Source organism: Pantoea sp. SGAir0418, assembly GCF_043529865.1.
On the sequence record NZ_CP027911.1, the window covers coordinates 2,211,459 to 2,227,295 of the forward strand.

Consider the following 15,837-nt stretch of genomic DNA (forward strand, 5'->3'; position numbering starts at 1 on the left):
TTTACCCCGGTCACTGACCTCAGTAAGCTCCCGGGGATAAACGTGTTTGCCGCCTTGCTACAGCACGAACTATGCCGGCTGCCTGTTAATTAACATCACATTGAGGACGGCTTAAAACCGACTTACATCAGCCCTTTCTTCGCCAGCTCGGTTTTGAAATTGTCGCGGGTGATCAGCACCACGTCGGTCACTTCGGTGAATTTCGCTGGCTCCTGTCCTTTGGTCACCCAGTTGTAGAGCATTTCGCTGCTCTTATAGCCGTGCACGTCCGGGCTCGGCAGCAGGGAACCGTAGAAGCCGGTTGGCGCGCCTTTTGACAGCTCGCTTACCGCATCCACGCCGTTGATGCCGATGCCGATCACGTCCGGTGCCTTGAAGCCCTGGCCTTCGGTGGCGCGCACGCCGCCCAGCACGGTGTTGTCGTTCATGCCGACAATCAGCCAGTGCTTCACTTCCGGATGCTGCACCAGCAGCGAGTTACCGGCGTCAAACGCGCCCGGGATATCGTTAGATTTGGTCGGCACCTGATAAATCTGCTTCTCCGGGAAGCCGGCGGCTTTCAGCGCGGCCATCGAGCCACCGGTGCGGCGGCGCGCGGTATCCAGTTCGTTAGCGGTAATCGCCATGACGGCGGTTTGCTTCACATCCCAGCCGCGTTTCTGCATCTCTTTGTACAGCTCCTGGCCCTGACGCTCGCCGATTTTGGTCGCCGCCATCATCACCAGCGGCACGGTATCCATTGGCTTGCCTTTGGCGGTGACAAACTGATCATCCACGGCAATCACTTTCAGGTCATAGCTGCGTGCTTTGGCGACGATGGCCGAGCCCAGCTTGGGATCCGGCGTACAAATGACAAAGCCTTTGGCACCGCTCGCCGCCAGGCTATCGATAGCGTTCAGGGTTTTTTCACCGTCCGGCACTGCAATTTTGATCACTTCAAAGCCGAGATCTTTGCCGGCCTTATCGGCGAATTTCCACTCGGTCTGGAACCAGGGTTCCTCCGGCTGTTTGACGAGAAAACCGAGCTTCATGGTCTCGGCGATAGCGGATTGTGACATAAGCGCGGCGAGGCCTGCGGCCGCCAGTGCTTTAGTGAATTTATGCATGATGCTCTCCGGCACAATGGTGTTTTATCGCTGTTATCAACGAATCGGTGTAAACGCTACCAATCAGATTTCACGTTCGGGTACAGCGCAAAATCAGCGCGTTAGCTCAAAGGTTGTACAAAGGCTGTGCAAACGCTGGGCTAGTTGTAGCGGGAAAAGCGCGGAAAAATGTAGAGCGGTATCACATCCCAAAACGATGACTAAATCCTCCATATATTCAGCAAAATTAACCGGACATTAACTTTTGCTGTCGATCACACAACCCCGCCGATGACAGAAAAGTGCATATTCTCAGCCGCTGATGACTAACCGCCGCCCGCGCCCCATTCCAGGATAGAGCGAGACAACTCACAAAGGAGAATCCCGATGAGCGCGGGTGCCATAACAATTGGGCTGGATTTCGGCAGTGACTCGGTACGGGCGCTGGCCGTGGAGTGCCACAGCGGTAAAGAGCTGGAAAAGGCGGTGGTCAACTATCCGCGCTGGGCAAAGGGTGAATTCTGCGATGCACACGCCAACCGCTTTCGTCATCATCCTCAGGATTATATTGATGCGCTGGAGCAGGCCATCGTCAGCGTGGTGCAGGCGTTAAGTCCGGTGCAGCGCGCCGCGGTGGTGGGTATTGGCGTCGATTCTACCGGCTCGACGCCGGCCCCCATCGATCGCGACGGCAACGTCCTCGCGCTGCGTCCGGAATTCGCCAGCAATCCCAACGCCATGTTTGTGCTGTGGAAAGATCACACCGCCATAGAAGAAGCCGAAGAGATCAACCGCCTGTGCCGCAGCGGCCAGTTCACCGACTATACCCGCTACATCGGCGGCGTTTACTCCTCCGAATGGTTCTGGGCCAAAATTTTGCACGTGTCGCGTGCCGATGCCGCAGTGCGAGAGGCGGCGGTGTCGTGGGTAGAACTGTGCGACTGGGTGCCCGCGCTGCTGAGCGGCACCACCGCACCGGCCGATCTGCGGCGCGGACGCTGCGCCGCCGGGCACAAATCACTGTGGCATCCGGAATGGCAGGGTTTACCGCCGGCGGCGTTCTTTCGCGCGCTCGATCCCATGCTGGTGGAACAGCTCGATTCGCCGCTGTTCAGCGATACCTTTACCGCCGATGTGCCGGTCGGCACGCTGTCGGGCGAATGGGCGCAGCGCCTCGGTCTGTCAGAACAGGTGGTGCTGTCCGGTGGCGCCTTTGACTGCCACATGGGCGCGGTTGGCGCGGGCGCACAGCCGTACACGCTGGTGAAAGTCATCGGCACCTCCACCTGCGACATCCTGATCGCCGACAGCGAACAGGTTGGCGATCGCGCGATCAAAGGCATCTGCGGTCAGGTCGACGGCAGCGTAATGCCGGGCGCCATCGGCTGTGAAGCCGGACAATCGGCGTTCGGCGACATCTATGCCTGGTTCAGTCGCCTGCTCGGCTGGCCTTTGCAGCAGGCGGCGCAGCGCCATCCTGAATTACAGCCGCAGCTGGCCGCGCTGCAGCAGGATTTGATCCGCCAGCTGACCGACGCCTGGGCGGCAAATCCGCAACTCGATCACCTGCCGGTGGTGCTGGACTGGTTTAACGGTCGCCGCACGCCGGACGCCAACCAGCGCCTGAAAGGCGTGATTACCGACCTCAACCTCGGCACCGATGCGCCGGCGCTGTTCGGTGGCCTGATTGCCGCCACCGCCTTTGGCGCACGCGCCATCATGGAGTGCTTCGAGCAGCAGCAGATTCCGGTGCAGAACATCCTGACGCTCGGCGGCATTGCGCGCAAATCCCCTGCCATCATGCAGGCCTGCTGCGATGTGATGAACCGGCCGCTGGACATTGTCGCTTCCGATGAGTGCTGCGCGCTGGGCGCGGCGATTTTTGCCGCCGTTGCCGCCGGCGTTTACCCCGATGTGCCGGCGGCGCAGCAGGTGATGGCCAGTCCGATTGCCGTCACCCTGCAGCCGGACAGCGCGCGCGTGGCGACTTATCAGCAGCTTTATCAACGTTATCAACACTGGTGCCAGGCGGCTGAACCGCAGTACGCCGCGCGCGCCGCATCCGCTAAGTAAAGGAGCGATGAATGGAACAGAAAGTCTGGTTTGTGATTGGTACACAGCATCTCTACGGAGCGGAAACCCTGCGCCAGGTTGAGCAGCATGCGCGCCAGGTGATGGACGGCCTGAACCAGGCCGGTACGCTGCCGGTGCCGCTTGAGCTGAAGCCGCTGGTGAAATCACCGGATGAAGCGCTGGCGCTGTGCCGCGAGGCCAATCACGACAGCCAGTGCGTCGGTATCATTACCTGGCTGCATACCTTTTCGCCGGCAAAAATGTGGATTGGCGGACTGAGTATTTTGCATAAGCCGCTGCTGCAGTTTCACACCCAGTTCAATGCGGAAATTCCGTGGGACAGCATGGACATGGACTTCATGAACCTGAACCAGACCGCGCACGGCGGCCGTGAGTTCGGCTTCATTGGCGCGCGCATGGGTCTGCAGCACAGCGTGGTGACCGGTCACTGGCAGGATAAAACCAGCCAGCAGCGTATTGCGCGCTGGATCAATGCCGCCCTGGCGAAGCAGGCCAGCCAGCAGCTGAAAGTGGCGCGCTTCGGTGACAATATGCGCGAAGTGGCGGTCACCGAAGGCGATAAAGTGGCAGCGCAGATTCAGTTTGGCTATGCGGTTAACGGCTGGGGCGTCGGCGATCTGGTTGAGGTGGTGAACAGCGTCAGCGACGGTGATGTCAACGCGCTGGTCGACGAATATGAGAGCCAGTATCTGTTCAGCGCGGCGGCGTCTGTAAACGGCGACAAGCGGCAGAATGTGCTGGATGCCGCACGCATTGAGCTGGGCCTGAAGCGCTTCCTCGATAGCGAAGGCTGTAAAGCCTTTACCACCAATTTCCAGACGCTGCACGGTATGACCCAGCTGCCCGGTCTGGCAGTTCAGCGCCTGATGGCTCAGGGCTACGGTTTCGCCGGTGAAGGCGACTGGAAAACCGCCGCGCTGCTGCACATCCTGAAAGTGCAGGCCGGCACGCGCGCCGGTGGCACCTCGTTTATGGAGGATTACACCTACCACTTCGCGCCGGGCAACGAGCTGGTACTGGGCTCGCACATGCTGGAAGTGTGCCCGTCGATCGCCAAAGAGGAGAAGCCGCTGATTGATGTGCAGTTCCTCGGCATTGGCGGTAAAGCCGATCCGGCGCGTCTGATTTTCTCAACGCCGGCGGGTCGCGCGGTGAACGCCAGCGTCATCGATATGGGCGACCGCTTCCGTCTGCTGGTCAACGTGGTCGATACCATTGAACAGCCGCAGGCGCTGCCGAAGCTGCCGGTGGCACGTGCGCTGTGGCGCGCACAGCCGTCGCTGGCCACCGCTTCTGAAGCGTGGATCCTGGCGGGCGGCGCACACCATACGGTGTTCAGCCAGGCGCTGGATGTTGAGGATATGTATCTGTACGGCGAACTGCACGGCATCGAAGTACTGGTGATTGATGACGAGACGCGCCTGCCGGCCTTCAAAGATGCGCTGCGCTGGAACGACGCGTACTACCGCCTGAAACGTTAATTGCCTGAGATGTTGAAGTAAGCCGCGAGTGTATCGCGGCTTTTTTTTGGCTTAAAACGTGCGGTCCAGTCAACAAAGGCAGGCGTTATGTAAAGCCGGCGTGAATACCTCCCTGTAGCCTCGACCGCCGCATCCCTGCGGCGTACGCTTTACTCCACTGCCCGCCTTTATTTCCTTCATATCCGTGTGCTGCGAGTGGTCAGATTTAAACGCCGCGCAGCGCATTAATGACAGCGATGAACAACTTAACTGTCCCATCAAGACCAGCCCGAATAGCAAAGCGTCCGCGCCAGGGATGGCGCGGCCGATCGGCATGGATGCGGGGTTTCTTTGCGATCGGGCTGGCCTTGATGGGGCCGGGCACCCAATTAACAGCAACCCCACTAAACATCCACGAATCAGGGCATAAAAAAAGGTGCGCCAGTTTGCGCACCTCTTAACACACATGCGATCACGACTAAGAGGTTAAACGCTTAACCGGCGCGTTCTGCTGGCGGTCCCACATCACCGTCAGCAGACGCTGCAGCGCAATAAAGGCAAACAGCAGAATACCGATGGCAATTTTGGTCCACCACGAACTCAGCGTGCCGTCGAAGTTAATCCATGTCTGAATCAACCCCTGAATCAGCACCCCAAACAGCGTGCCCAGCACCGTACCGACGCCACCCGACAGCAGCGTACCGCCAATCACCACCGAAGCAATGGCATCCAGCTCGACGCCCAGCCCGGCCAGCGCGTAGCCGGCCGAGGTGTAAATGGAAAATACGATGCCTGCCAGCGTCGCCAGCGTGGTCGACAGCATATAAATCTTAATCGTGGTGGCGCGCGTCGACACGCCCATCAGCTGAGCCGACGTCAGATTGCCGCCAATGGCGTACACCTGATTACCGAAGCGCGTACGGTGCGCCAGCAGAATGCCCCCCGCCACCACCACCAGCATAATCACCGCCAGCAGGCTGAGACGTCCGCCGCCGGGAATTTTCCACGCCAGGCTCGACAACGTGGTATACAGCGGATGATCGATAGGAATCGAGTTCTCCGACACCAGATAGCTGCAGCCGCGCAGGAAAAACATCCCGGCGAGCGTGATGATAAAGGCCGGGATTTTTAATGCATCAATCAGCCAGCCCATCATGGCACCAAACAGCGCGCCTGCCGCCAGAATCAGCGCAAAGGCCAGCAGCGGATCGACATGGTAGTCGCCGATGATGCGCGCCAGGAACACGCCGGTGAAAGCGATCACCGCGCCAACGGACAGATCGATGCCGCCGGACAAAATCACAAACGTCATGCCGACGGCGATGATGCCGAGAAACGCATTATCCGTGAGGATGTTGCAAATCACCCGCGTTGAGGCAAAGCCGGGAAACTGGCTGAGGCAGAACAGGTAACCCGCGACAAACACCAGCAGGGTAATCATTAACGGTAAATGACGCTTGATCATGGTTTACGTCTCCCCTTCAGCATGGCGATAAAGCGCGGCGACTGCAGCAGCAGAACGCACATCACCACCACCGCTTTCACCACCTGGTTCAGCTCTGGCGGAAAACCTGACAGCAGGATGCCGGTATTCATTGACTGGATTATCAGCGCGCCAACCAGCGACAGCACCAGGTTAAAACGCCCGCCCATCAGCGAGGCGCCACCAATCACCACCGCCAGAATGGCGTCCAGCTCCAGCCACAACCCGGCATTATTGGCATCGGCACCGCGAATATCGGCGGCGACAATCAGCCCGGCTACCGCCGCACACACGCCGCTGATGGCGTAGGTGGACATCACCACCAGCCAGCCGGTCACCCCGGCATTGCGCGCCGCGCGCAGGTTGATGCCTACCGCTTCGATGAACAGGCCAAGCGCGGTTTTGCGCGTCAGCAGCCACACCGCCACGGCCACCAGCAGGGTAATCCACACCGGTACCGGCAGCAGCCACAGCGAACCGCTGCCAAACCACGCGAGGCTGTCACTGTTAAAGGTGACGATCTGTCCCTGGGTGATCAGCTGCGCGATGCCGCGCCCGGCCACCATCAGGATCAGCGTGGCAACAAACGGCTGAATCTTCAGCAGCGCCACCAGCACGCCGTTCCACAGGCCGCATAGCAGCCCGGTTCCGAGCGTGGCCAGGATAATAAAACTCAGGCTGTGCCCCGCCACCGTCAGCGTCGCCGCCGTCGCGCCGGCAATCGCCATTACCGCGCCCACCGACAGATCGATCCCGCCGGTGGCAATCACCAGCGTCATACCAATCGCCAGCAGCGCCACCGGTGCGGCGCGGTTGAGAATGTCAATCGGGCTGCCGAATAACCGCCCGTCCTGAATGTGAATAGCAAAAAAGTTATTCGCCACCAGGCTGTCGATCAGCAGCACCAGAATCAGCGCGACGATCTGCGGCATGCCCGGCGGCAGCTTCGGCTTCCGCCGTTCCGGTTTTTCGTGTGTCATAGGCGATTCAAGCATGTTGTGCTCCTCCGTCCGCGATGGCGTTGACGATCGACGCCACCGACAGCTGTTCCAGCGGAATTTCGGCGACCTGCTTCAGATCGCGCATGATCAGCACGCGATCGGCATAGCCCACCAGTTCTTCCAGTTCAGAGGAGATGACCAGCAGCGCCAGTCCGTCGGCGCACAGGGATTCTATCAGCCGAATGATCTCGGCGTGGGCGCCTACGTCGATACCGCGCGTCGGCTCATCCAGAATCAGAAACTGTGGTTTAGTCACCAGCCACCGTGACAGCAGCACCTTCTGCTGGTTGCCACCCGACAGCAGCTCCACCGGCTGGTCGGCGTGCGGCGTGCGAATACCCAGGCTCTTGATAAAACGCTCGGCTATCGCCTGCTGCTCACGGCGTTTGATCGGCCGCAGCCAGCCACGCTGCGCCTGCAGCGCCAGAATGATATTTTCCCGCACCGAGGCCGCGCCGATGATGCCGTCAGTTTTACGATCTTCCGGGCAGAAGCCCATGCCGAGACGCGAGGCTTTGGCCGGCGTGCGGATGTGCTGCACTTTGCCTTTGATGGTGGCGGTACCGCGATCGGCGCGGCGGATGCCAAACAGCACCTCGGCGGTCTCGGTGCGCCCGGAGCCGAGCAGTCCGGCCAGCCCCACCACTTCGCCCGGCCGTACCTGCAGGCTAAACGGTTCAATGGTGCCTTTCTTGCCGTAATCCTCAAACGACACCACCGGCTGATTGCTGCGTAACGTGCTGCCCTGGCGCTGCAGTGCGGTTTCCAGCAGCTCTCGCCCCAGCATCAGCTTGATCAGCTCAATCTGCGGCAGCGTAGCGGTGTCCCGCGTGGCGATAAACTGGCCGTTGCGCAGTACGATAATCCGGTCGGTAATGCGGTACACCTGGTCGAGAAAGTGGGTGACGAAAATCAGGCTCATGCCTTTGGCTTTCAGCTGCGCCATCAGGGTAAACAGCATCTCCACTTCGCTGGCATCGAGGCTGGCAGTCGGTTCATCCAGAATCAGTACCTGCGCGGAGAGATCGACTGCGCGGCAGATCGCAATGATCTGCTGCATCGCCACCGAGTAATGGCCGAGCGGACGCGTCACATCCAGCGCGAAGCCGTAGTTGCGCATCAGCGCATCGGCGTCGCGCACCATGCGCTTGCGATCGATCATGCCGAAGCGGCGCGGCTCGCGGCCAATGTATAGGTTATCCGCCACCGACATATTCGGCAGGAGATTCACTTCCTGATAAACGGTGCCAATGCCCATCTGCTGCGCATCGGCGGTACTGTGCGGCGCAATCACCGCGCCGTTGAGGGTAATGGTGCCGGCATCCCGCGTGTAGACGCCGGTCAGCACTTTAATCAGGGTCGATTTCCCCGCGCCGTTCTCACCCAGCAGCGCCATAATTTCGCCCTTGCGGATGCTGAACGACACGTTATCCAGCGCTTTGACGCCGGGAAAGCCTTTGCTGATGCCGTTGAGGCTCAGCAGGGGTGTTTCATCGTAGCTGCTCATCAGATTCTGCCTCGCTTACGTCATAAAAACCGCCCCGAAGGGCGGTTGCGGGGATCAGTAACCCATGCCTTTTTTCTTATCCAGCTCCGCCTGAGCGTCAGCCGGTAAGAACAGTTTTGATTCGGTTTTGATGATCTTCGGCGGCAGCGTGCCGTCTTTTTTGAATTTCTCCAGCGCGTCAAACGCCGGGCCAGCCATGTCCGGCGTCAGCTCAACGTTGGCGTTGGCCTCGCCGGCCAGCATCGCTTTATAGATATCCGGCACGCCATCAATCGAACCGGTAAGAATATCTTTGCCCGGTTTCAGGCCGGCTTCTTTAATCGCCTGGATGGCGCCGATCGCCATGTCGTCGTTATGCGCATACACCATGCAGATGTTTTTGCCGTTGTTCTCGGCTTTGATGAAGCTCTCCATCACCTCTTTACCCTTACTGCGGGTAAAGTCACCGGACTGCGAGCGAATCACTTTGATGTTGTTGTGGCCGGCGATGGCTTCGGCAAAGCCTTTCTTACGGTCGATCGCCACGCTGGCACCGACGGTACCCTGCAGTTCCACCACGTTACACTGCTTGTCACCGACGGTTTTCACCAGCCAGTCACCAATCAGTTTGCCTTCCAGCACGTTGTCGGCCGTCACCACCGCCATGTACAGCGATTTATCTTTCACCACGATGGCGCGGTCCAGCAGGAACACCGGGATTTTGGCGTCTTTGGCCTCTTCCAGCACCGGTTCCCAGCCAGTCTGTACCACTGGCGCGATGAATATGGCGTCAACGCCCTGAGCGATAAACGAGCGCACCGCTTTGATCTGGTTCTCCTGCTTCTGCTGACCATCGGCAATTTTCAGGGTGATACCGCGCTTTTGCGCTTCACTTTTTGCCACGTTGGTTTCGGCAGAACGCCAGCCGGATTCAGAACCGACCTGCGAGAAGCCCACCGTCATGTCGGCAGCCAGAACCGATGTGCTGAGTGCGGCGCTGACCATGGTGGTCAAGAGTAAACGTTTCCACATAATTTTCATTCCTCTGAAGGGAGTGTGCTGTAGGGGTACAAACGCGCTTCAAGCCTGGCGCAATTGCGCTAAAACAAGCGCGACACACCTCACAAAACAGAATGAATTAAAGGGGTTACGCGTATCAGCGTGTCAGACAGCTGACTCAGCTTATGGACAAAACGCCTGAACTTTATGTCAGCGGAGGTTAAATAACTGTAATAAACAGAAGCGGTTATGACCGCAGGCACTGGAAACGATTACAACGGACACGTAAAGAATGGTTATTCATGCGCGCAGCAGGCAATGTTCTGTTTTGTGATAATTCGCACACTTGCGATTTGACGTTTCATCACAGCTGCACCCTTGTGCGTCACCCGTTACCGATAAATCGCTTTTTCGCGCCTGCTGCGTTTCAAAATAAGCGCAACGAAAGTGCGAAAAATAGCGTCTGGAATACCGTTTAAGGCAGCTGTTAAATTTTCTCACCAGCCCCCGGTTAACGGGGCCAAAAACGGGCCTGACGCGCAGAAAAATGCGCGTTAAAAAAGATAAAAGCGTAAAAAAGTCCCTTTTGATGAGCGAATTAGCGCACGTTGTCTGAATTTTGAATTTTTTTAACCGCGGTGTCTGGACTCTGGCCGCGTGCTCCCTATACTTGAGCACTTCCCCGTTCTTTATCTTTTATGGCAATCATGACTGCGCTCGATTACCTGCTGAAATTTCGTAAAGTGAATAATCTTGAGAGTCTGGAAAAACTCTACGATCACCTCAATTATTCGCTCACTGATGATAACGAGATCATCAATATGTACCGCGCCGCCGATCACCGCCGTGCTGAACTCGCCTCAGGTGGCCGTCTGTATGACCTCGGCTGTGTGCCGAAATCCGTCTGGCGCTACGTGGTGTAAAGCGCGCTTATCCCTGTTTCTGCCCCTGGTGCGCTGTCCGAATCGGGCGTGACCCGTTTGGACATGGTACGCTCTGCCTCGTCTTTTTTCTTACATCAGGATGAACAACATGTCCGAATCGGTAAACCCGCCGCGTATTGCCGGCTGGCTGCTGCTGCCGCTGGCCTGGCTGATTATGACGATGCTGACCAGCGCGCTGGTGGTGGCGCTCTATCTGCGGCCGCTGTTTGACACGGAACTGCGCACCACGCTGTTTTCTCACGCCAGTATTTTAATGACGCAGTGGCTGGTGTCCTTACTCACCGCCGCCGCGGTGTGGCTGTACAGCATCTGGGTGTGCTGGATCTTTTGTCAGCGTTCGCGCCGTCTGCCACGTCACTACATTCTCTGGCTGCTGATGACCGTATTGCTGGCGCTGAAAACCTTCGCTTTTACGCCGGTGGCCGATGGGAAAGCGATCCAGACATTGCTGCTGGCCCTGCTCTCGGCGGCAGTCTTTGTGCCCTACTTCAAACGCTCACAGCGGGTCAAACAGACCTTTATTCAGCCCTGATGACGCTCTTTTCGTCAGGAATTTAATTCTGAGTGCTCTCAGCCAGCGCACGAATCGCGCAAAGGTTGAGATGCACCTCTCAATTCCGGATAATAAACGCCTTTCGGCTTCCCAGGTTAAAAAATGACCGATTACTTACTGCTCTTTATTGGCACAGTGCTGGTGAACAACTTCGTGTTGGTCAAATTCCTCGGCCTTTGCCCTTTTATGGGCGTGTCAAAAAAACTGGAAACGGCCATTGGCATGGGACTTGCCACCACGTTCGTCATTACGCTGGCGTCGATTTGCGCCTGGCTGGTGAATCACCTGATTCTGCTGCCGCTCGATCTGGTGTACCTGCGTACCATGGCCTATATCCTGGTGATTGCGGTAGTGGTGCAGTTCACCGAAATGGTGGTGCGTAAAACCAGCCCGTCGCTGTATCGCCTGCTCGGTATCTTTTTGCCGCTGATCACCACCAACTGCGCGGTGCTGGGCGTGCCGCTGCTGAGCGTCAACCTCAATCACACCTTCCTGCAGGCGGCGCTGTACGGTTTCAGTGCATCACTCGGCTTTTCGCTGGTGATGGTGCTGTTCGCTGGCATGCGTGAACGTCTGGTGCTGGCCAACGTGCCGGCACCGTTCAAAGGAAACTCCATCGCCCTGATCACCGCTGGCCTGATGGCGCTGGCGTTCATGGGCTTTACCGGTCTGGTGAAATTCTGATATGACCGCGATTTGGATTGCTATTGCTGTTCTGGCGGCGCTGGCACTGGTGTTTGGTGCCTTGCTGGGCTACGCCTCGCGCCGCTTTGAAGTAGAAGAAGACCCGATTGTTGAGCAGATCGATGCGATTCTGCCGCAGAGCCAGTGCGGCCAGTGTGGCTATCCCGGCTGCCGTCCGTACGCCGATGCGGTGGGCAATAACGGTGAAGCCATTAACAAATGTGCGCCGGGCGGCGAACAGACCATGCTGAAGCTGGCCGAACTGCTCAACGTTGAACCGCAGCCGCTGGACGGCGGCGCGGAGGTGCTGACGCCGGTTCGCACCGTGGCGTGGATTGACGAAGCCAACTGCATTGGCTGCACCAAATGTATTCAGGCCTGTCCGGTTGACGCCATCGTCGGTGCCACGCGCGCCATGCATACCGTGCTGAGCGATGTCTGCACTGGCTGCGACCTGTGCGTCGCGCCCTGTCCCACCGACTGTATTGAGATGCGCCCGGTTGCCACCACCACGGCCAACTGGAAGTGGGATCTCGACACCATACCTGTACGGGTGATCCCGGTAGAACATCATGCTTAATCTGTTATCACTGCTGCGCAAAGACAAGCTGTGGGATTTCGAAGGGGGAATTCATCCGCCGGAAATGAAAACCCAGTCCAGCGGCACACCGCTCAGCCAGTTACCGCTGCCTGAGCAGTTCATCATTCCGTTAAAACAGCATATTGGCCACGAAGGCGAAATCTGCGTGGCGCCGGGCGATAAAGTGCTGCGCGGCCAGCCGCTGACCTTTGGCAGCGGCCGGATGCTGCCGGTGCATGCCCCGACCTCCGGTACCATTGAAGCCATCGCGCCGCACATGACGGCACACCCATCCGGCCTGTCCGAGCTGTGCGTTTTTCTGCGCGCCGATGGCGAAGACCGCTGGATACCGCGCGATCCGCAGCCGGACTATCGCACGCTCGGCCGCGAGGCGGTGGTAAAACGCATTCACGATGCCGGCATCGCCGGCCTCGGCGGTGCAGGTTTCCCGACCGCTACCAAGCTGCGCGGCGGACTGCGCGGCGTCAACACGCTGATCATCAACGCCGCCGAGTGCGAGCCTTACATCACGGCGGATGACCGCCTGATGCAGGATTGTGCAGCGGAAGTGCTGGAAGGCTGCCGCATCCTTGCCTGGGTACTGCAGGCGGAGCGCGTGCTGATTGGCATTGAAGACAATAAGCCGGAGGCGATTGCCGCGCTGAAACAGGCGCTGGCAGGCGACCGCGAGCTGCAGCTGCGGGTGATCCCGACCAAATACCCGTCGGGCGGTGCCAAACAGCTGACCAAAATTCTCACCGGGCGGGAAGTGCCGCACGGCGGGCGCTCCACCGATATCGGCGTGCTGATGCAGAACGTCGGCACCGCCTGGGCAGTGAAGCGCGCCATCGTTGACGGTGAACCCATCACTGAACGCGTGGTCACTCTGACCGGCGAAGCCATTGCCCGGCCGCGCAACGTCTGGGGTCGTCTCGGCACCCCGGTGAGCCATCTGCTGCAGCAGGTCGGTTTCACGCCAGGCGCACGCCAGATGGTGATCATGGGCGGGCCGCTGATGGGCTTTACCCTGCCGTCCCTTAACGTGCCGGTGGTGAAGATCACCAACTGTATTCTGGCGCCGTCAGCCAGCGAGATGGGCCAACCGCAGGAAGAACAGTCCTGCATCCGCTGCAGCGCCTGTGCTGATGCCTGTCCGGCCAAACTGCTGCCGCAGCAGCTGTACTGGTACAGTCAGGGTGGCGATCATGACAAAGCGCGGGCCCATCACATTGATGACTGCATTGAGTGCGGCGCCTGTGCTTATGTCTGCCCCAGCAATATTCCGCTGGTGCAGTATTACCGTCAGGAAAAAGCCGAACTGCGCGCCATCGATCTGGAAGCCAAACGCACCGCCGAAGCCAAAGCACGCTTTGAAGCACGCCAGGCGCGCCTTGAGCGGGAAAAACTGGCGCGAGAAGCCCGTCACGAGCAGGCCAAACAGCGCGTGGCGCGCAGCGACAAAGCAGAGCTGGAAGCAGCAACCGGGCGCGTAAAAGCGCGTCCGGCGAAGACGCCGGAGCAGGAAGCGGCAGAACGCGAAGCGCGTCACGCCCGGGCGCTGGCGCAGCAGGCAGAGAAACAGGCAGAAACCGAACCGCTGAGCCGACAGGCGATCGATCCGCGCAAAGCGGCGGTGGAAGCCGCCATTGCGCGTGCCAAAGCGAAAAAAGTGGCCGCGCCGGCACAGCCAGCCGCTGATGCGGTACCGGCTGAAAGCGATCCGCGCAAAGCGGCAGTCGAAGCGGCTATTGCGCGAGCCAAAGCGAAGAAAGCCGCTGCCGCGCAGGCATCGACGGATACCGAGCCGGCAGCCGAAGCGCCGGCGGCAGAGGTCGATCCGCGCAAAGCGGCAGTCGAAGCCGCTATTGCGCGAGCCAAAGCGAAGAAAGCGGCTGCCGCGCAGGCATCAACGGATGCTGAGCCGGCAGCCGAAGCGCCAGCGACCGACGTCGATCCGCGCAAAGCGGCAGTCGAAGCGGCTATCGCCCGCGCCAAAGCGAAGAAAGCCGCTGCCGCGCAGGCATCGACGCACGCTGAGCCGGCAGCGGAAACGCCAGCGGCTGAAGTCGATCCGCGCAAAGCGGCGGTTGAAGCGGCGATTGCCCGTGCCAAAGCGAAGAAAGCCGCGGCCGCGCAGACGCCGGCCGATGCTGAGCCGGCAGCGGAAACGCCAGCGGCTGAAGTCGATCCGCGCAAAGCGGCGGTTGAAGCGGCGATTGCCCGTGCCAAAGCGAAGAAAGCCGCGGCCGCAGCGCAGCAGACAGCCGACGCGCCCGCCGCATCCCCTGAAGTGGAGGCCGCTGCCTCTCCTGACTCCGCCGACCCACGCAAAGCGGCGATTGCCGCAGCGGTCGCCCGTGCCAAAGCGCGTAAAGCGCAGCAGCAGCCTTCGACGACTGAGGATTAAATGGCTTTTCGTATTGCAAGTTCGCCTTATACCCATAACCGCCGCAGCACCGGCAACATCATGCTGCTGGTGGTGCTGGCCGCGCTGCCCGGCATGGCGGCACAGTGGTATTTCTTCGGCATCGGCTTCCTGATTCAGGTGCTGCTGGCGGTCGCTACCGCATGGATCACCGAGGGCGTGATTCTGCGCCTGCGTCACGCGCCGGTAGTGCCGACGCTGGCAGATAACTCTGCCCTGCTGACGGCGCTGCTGCTGGGCATCAGCCTGCCGCCGCTGGCGCCGTGGTGGCTGGTGGTGCTCGGTACCGTATTTGCCGTGGTTATCGCCAAGCAACTGTACGGCGGCCTCGGCCAGAACCCGTTCAATCCGGCCATGGTCGGTTATGTGGTACTGCTGATCTCCTTCCCGGTGCAGATGACCAGCTGGCTGCCGCCGGATGTGCTGCAGGCGATTAAACCTGGCCTGATGGACTCACTCAGTATGATTTTTACCGGCCACACGCTGGCCGGTGACACCATGCAGCAGTTGCAGCTGGGAGTGGATGGCGTGAGCCAGGCCACGCCGCTCGATACCTTTAAAACCGGCCTGCGCGCCGGGCACAGCGCCGAACAGCTGCTGGCCCAGCCGATTTACGGCGGCGTACTGGCCGGCCTCGGCTGGCAGTGGGTCAATCTCGGCTATCTGCTCGGCGGCATGCTGCTGCTGGCGAAGAACGCCATTCGCTGGCATATCCCGTTCAGCTTCCTGCTGTCGCTGGCGCTGTGCGCCACGCTCGGCTGGCTGTTCGCGCCGCAGTCGCTGAACTCGCCGCTGGTGCATCTGTTCTCCGGGGCGACCATGCTCGGTGCCTTCTTTATTGCCACCGATCCGGTCACCGCGTCCACCACCAACCGTGGCCGGCTGATTTACGGTGCGCTGATTGGCCTGCTGGTGTGGCTGATTCGCAGCTTCGGTGGCTATCCGGATGGCGTCGCCTTTGCGGTGCTGCTCGCCAACATCTGCGTGCCGCTGATTGACTACTACACGCAGCCGCGCGTGTATGGACATCGCAGGGATTGATG

The 15,837-nt window shown here is 59.7% G+C and carries 13 protein-coding genes; 8 read left to right on the forward strand and 5 right to left on the reverse strand.

Features of this window, described 5'->3' with window-relative positions; genetic code table 11:
• Window positions 1–122: 122 nt before the first annotated feature.
• The gene (locus C1N84_RS10145; protein WP_021506179.1) at window positions 123–1,106 is read right to left on the reverse strand and encodes an arabinose ABC transporter substrate-binding protein; all 984 of its coding nucleotides are present in this window, start codon (window positions 1,104–1,106) and stop codon (window positions 123–125) included.
• Between the two features lie 366 nt (window positions 1,107–1,472).
• Between C1N84_RS10145 and C1N84_RS10150 the strand changes: the two genes are divergently transcribed.
• Together C1N84_RS10150 and araA are read left to right on the forward strand one after the other, a co-directional pair.
• Window positions 1,473–3,158: a ribulokinase gene (locus C1N84_RS10150; RefSeq protein ID WP_264441307.1), complete on the forward strand. Its 1,686-nt coding sequence runs from the start codon at window positions 1,473–1,475 to the stop codon at window positions 3,156–3,158.
• 11 nt (window positions 3,159–3,169) lie between these two features.
• Window positions 3,170–4,660, forward strand: a complete 1,491-nt coding sequence (gene araA / locus C1N84_RS10155; RefSeq protein WP_021506181.1) for an L-arabinose isomerase — start codon at window positions 3,170–3,172, stop codon at window positions 4,658–4,660.
• Window positions 4,661–5,117: 457 nt separating this feature from the next.
• On the opposite strand, the gene yjfF is transcribed toward araA, so the two are convergent.
• Genes yjfF through ytfQ form a run of 4 tightly spaced genes read right to left on the reverse strand, consistent with a single transcriptional unit; the run spans window position 5,118 to window position 9,641 of the window.
• Window positions 5,118–6,104, reverse strand: coding sequence for a galactofuranose ABC transporter, permease protein YjfF (yjfF, locus tag C1N84_RS10160; RefSeq protein ID WP_021506182.1), 987 nt, complete (start codon window positions 6,102–6,104; stop codon window positions 5,118–5,120).
• A complete protein-coding gene (ytfT, locus tag C1N84_RS10165; RefSeq protein WP_058758461.1) occupies window positions 6,101–7,117 on the reverse strand; it encodes a galactofuranose ABC transporter, ATP-binding protein YtfT in 1,017 nt (338 codons plus the stop codon). The genes yjfF and ytfT overlap by 4 nt, the downstream gene beginning before the upstream one ends.
• Window positions 7,110–8,630 (reverse strand): sugar ABC transporter ATP-binding protein, encoded by a 1,521-nt coding sequence (locus C1N84_RS10170; RefSeq protein ID WP_394541617.1) that lies wholly within the window; start codon window positions 8,628–8,630, stop codon window positions 7,110–7,112. The genes ytfT and C1N84_RS10170 overlap by 8 nt, the downstream gene beginning before the upstream one ends.
• 54 nt (window positions 8,631–8,684) lie before the next feature.
• Window positions 8,685–9,641 carry a galactofuranose ABC transporter, galactofuranose-binding protein YtfQ gene (gene ytfQ, locus C1N84_RS10175; RefSeq protein ID WP_021506185.1) on the reverse strand — a complete coding sequence of 319 codons (957 nt, stop codon included), beginning with the start codon at window positions 9,639–9,641 and terminating at the stop codon, window positions 8,685–8,687.
• A gap of 674 nt (window positions 9,642–10,315) precedes the next feature.
• Here ytfQ and ydgT point away from each other — a divergent pair.
• The 6 genes from ydgT (at window position 10,316) to rsxD (ending at window position 15,835) form a co-directional block, all read left to right on the forward strand.
• Window positions 10,316–10,531, forward strand: a complete 216-nt coding sequence (gene ydgT, locus C1N84_RS10180) for a transcription modulator YdgT (protein WP_010618950.1) — start codon at window positions 10,316–10,318, stop codon at window positions 10,529–10,531.
• Window positions 10,532–10,640: 109 nt separating this feature from the next.
• A complete protein-coding gene (locus tag C1N84_RS10185; protein WP_058758460.1) occupies window positions 10,641–11,084 on the forward strand; it encodes a DUF2569 domain-containing protein in 444 nt (147 codons plus the stop codon).
• Between the two features lie 123 nt (window positions 11,085–11,207).
• Window positions 11,208–11,789 carry an electron transport complex subunit RsxA gene (rsxA, locus tag C1N84_RS10190; protein ID WP_010618951.1) on the forward strand — a complete coding sequence of 194 codons (582 nt, stop codon included), beginning with the start codon at window positions 11,208–11,210 and terminating at the stop codon, window positions 11,787–11,789.
• Between the two features lies 1 nt (window position 11,790).
• On the forward strand, window positions 11,791–12,369 hold the full coding sequence (gene rsxB / locus C1N84_RS10195) for an electron transport complex subunit RsxB (RefSeq protein ID WP_021506189.1): 579 nt from the start codon (window positions 11,791–11,793) through the stop codon (window positions 12,367–12,369).
• Entirely contained in the window at window positions 12,362–14,776 is a 2,415-nt protein-coding gene (gene rsxC, locus C1N84_RS10200) for an electron transport complex subunit RsxC (RefSeq protein ID WP_264441308.1), read from the forward strand. Before rsxB ends, rsxC begins: the two co-directional genes overlap by 8 nt.
• The gene (gene rsxD, locus C1N84_RS10205; protein WP_058780632.1) at window positions 14,777–15,835 is read left to right on the forward strand and encodes an electron transport complex subunit RsxD; all 1,059 of its coding nucleotides are present in this window, start codon (window positions 14,777–14,779) and stop codon (window positions 15,833–15,835) included. It begins immediately after the preceding gene.
• The last annotated feature ends 2 nt before the right edge of the window (window positions 15,836–15,837 follow it).

What these genes read in the sequence shown, in the direction of transcription:
- C1N84_RS10145 (WP_021506179.1), bottom strand. Translation starts at nt 1,106, where the DNA reads ATGCATAAATTCACTAAAGCACTGGCGGCCGCAGGCCTCGCCGCGCTT.
- C1N84_RS10150 (WP_264441307.1), top strand. Translation starts at nt 1,473, where the DNA reads ATGAGCGCGGGTGCCATAACAATTGGGCTGGATTTCGGCAGTGACTCG.
- araA (WP_021506181.1), top strand. Translation starts at nt 3,170, where the DNA reads ATGGAACAGAAAGTCTGGTTTGTGATTGGTACACAGCATCTCTACGGA.
- yjfF (WP_021506182.1), bottom strand. Translation starts at nt 6,104, where the DNA reads ATGATCAAGCGTCATTTACCGTTAATGATTACCCTGCTGGTGTTTGTC.
- ytfT (WP_058758461.1), bottom strand. Translation starts at nt 7,117, where the DNA reads ATGCTTGAATCGCCTATGACACACGAAAAACCGGAACGGCGGAAGCCG.
- C1N84_RS10170 (WP_394541617.1), bottom strand. Translation starts at nt 8,630, where the DNA reads ATGAGCAGCTACGATGAAACACCCCTGCTGAGCCTCAACGGCATCAGC.
- ytfQ (WP_021506185.1), bottom strand. Translation starts at nt 9,641, where the DNA reads ATGTGGAAACGTTTACTCTTGACCACCATGGTCAGCGCCGCACTCAGC.
- ydgT (WP_010618950.1), top strand. Translation starts at nt 10,316, where the DNA reads ATGACTGCGCTCGATTACCTGCTGAAATTTCGTAAAGTGAATAATCTT.
- C1N84_RS10185 (WP_058758460.1), top strand. Translation starts at nt 10,641, where the DNA reads ATGTCCGAATCGGTAAACCCGCCGCGTATTGCCGGCTGGCTGCTGCTG.
- rsxA (WP_010618951.1), top strand. Translation starts at nt 11,208, where the DNA reads ATGACCGATTACTTACTGCTCTTTATTGGCACAGTGCTGGTGAACAAC.
- rsxB (WP_021506189.1), top strand. Translation starts at nt 11,791, where the DNA reads ATGACCGCGATTTGGATTGCTATTGCTGTTCTGGCGGCGCTGGCACTG.
- rsxC (WP_264441308.1), top strand. Translation starts at nt 12,362, where the DNA reads ATGCTTAATCTGTTATCACTGCTGCGCAAAGACAAGCTGTGGGATTTC.
- rsxD (WP_058780632.1), top strand. Translation starts at nt 14,777, where the DNA reads ATGGCTTTTCGTATTGCAAGTTCGCCTTATACCCATAACCGCCGCAGC.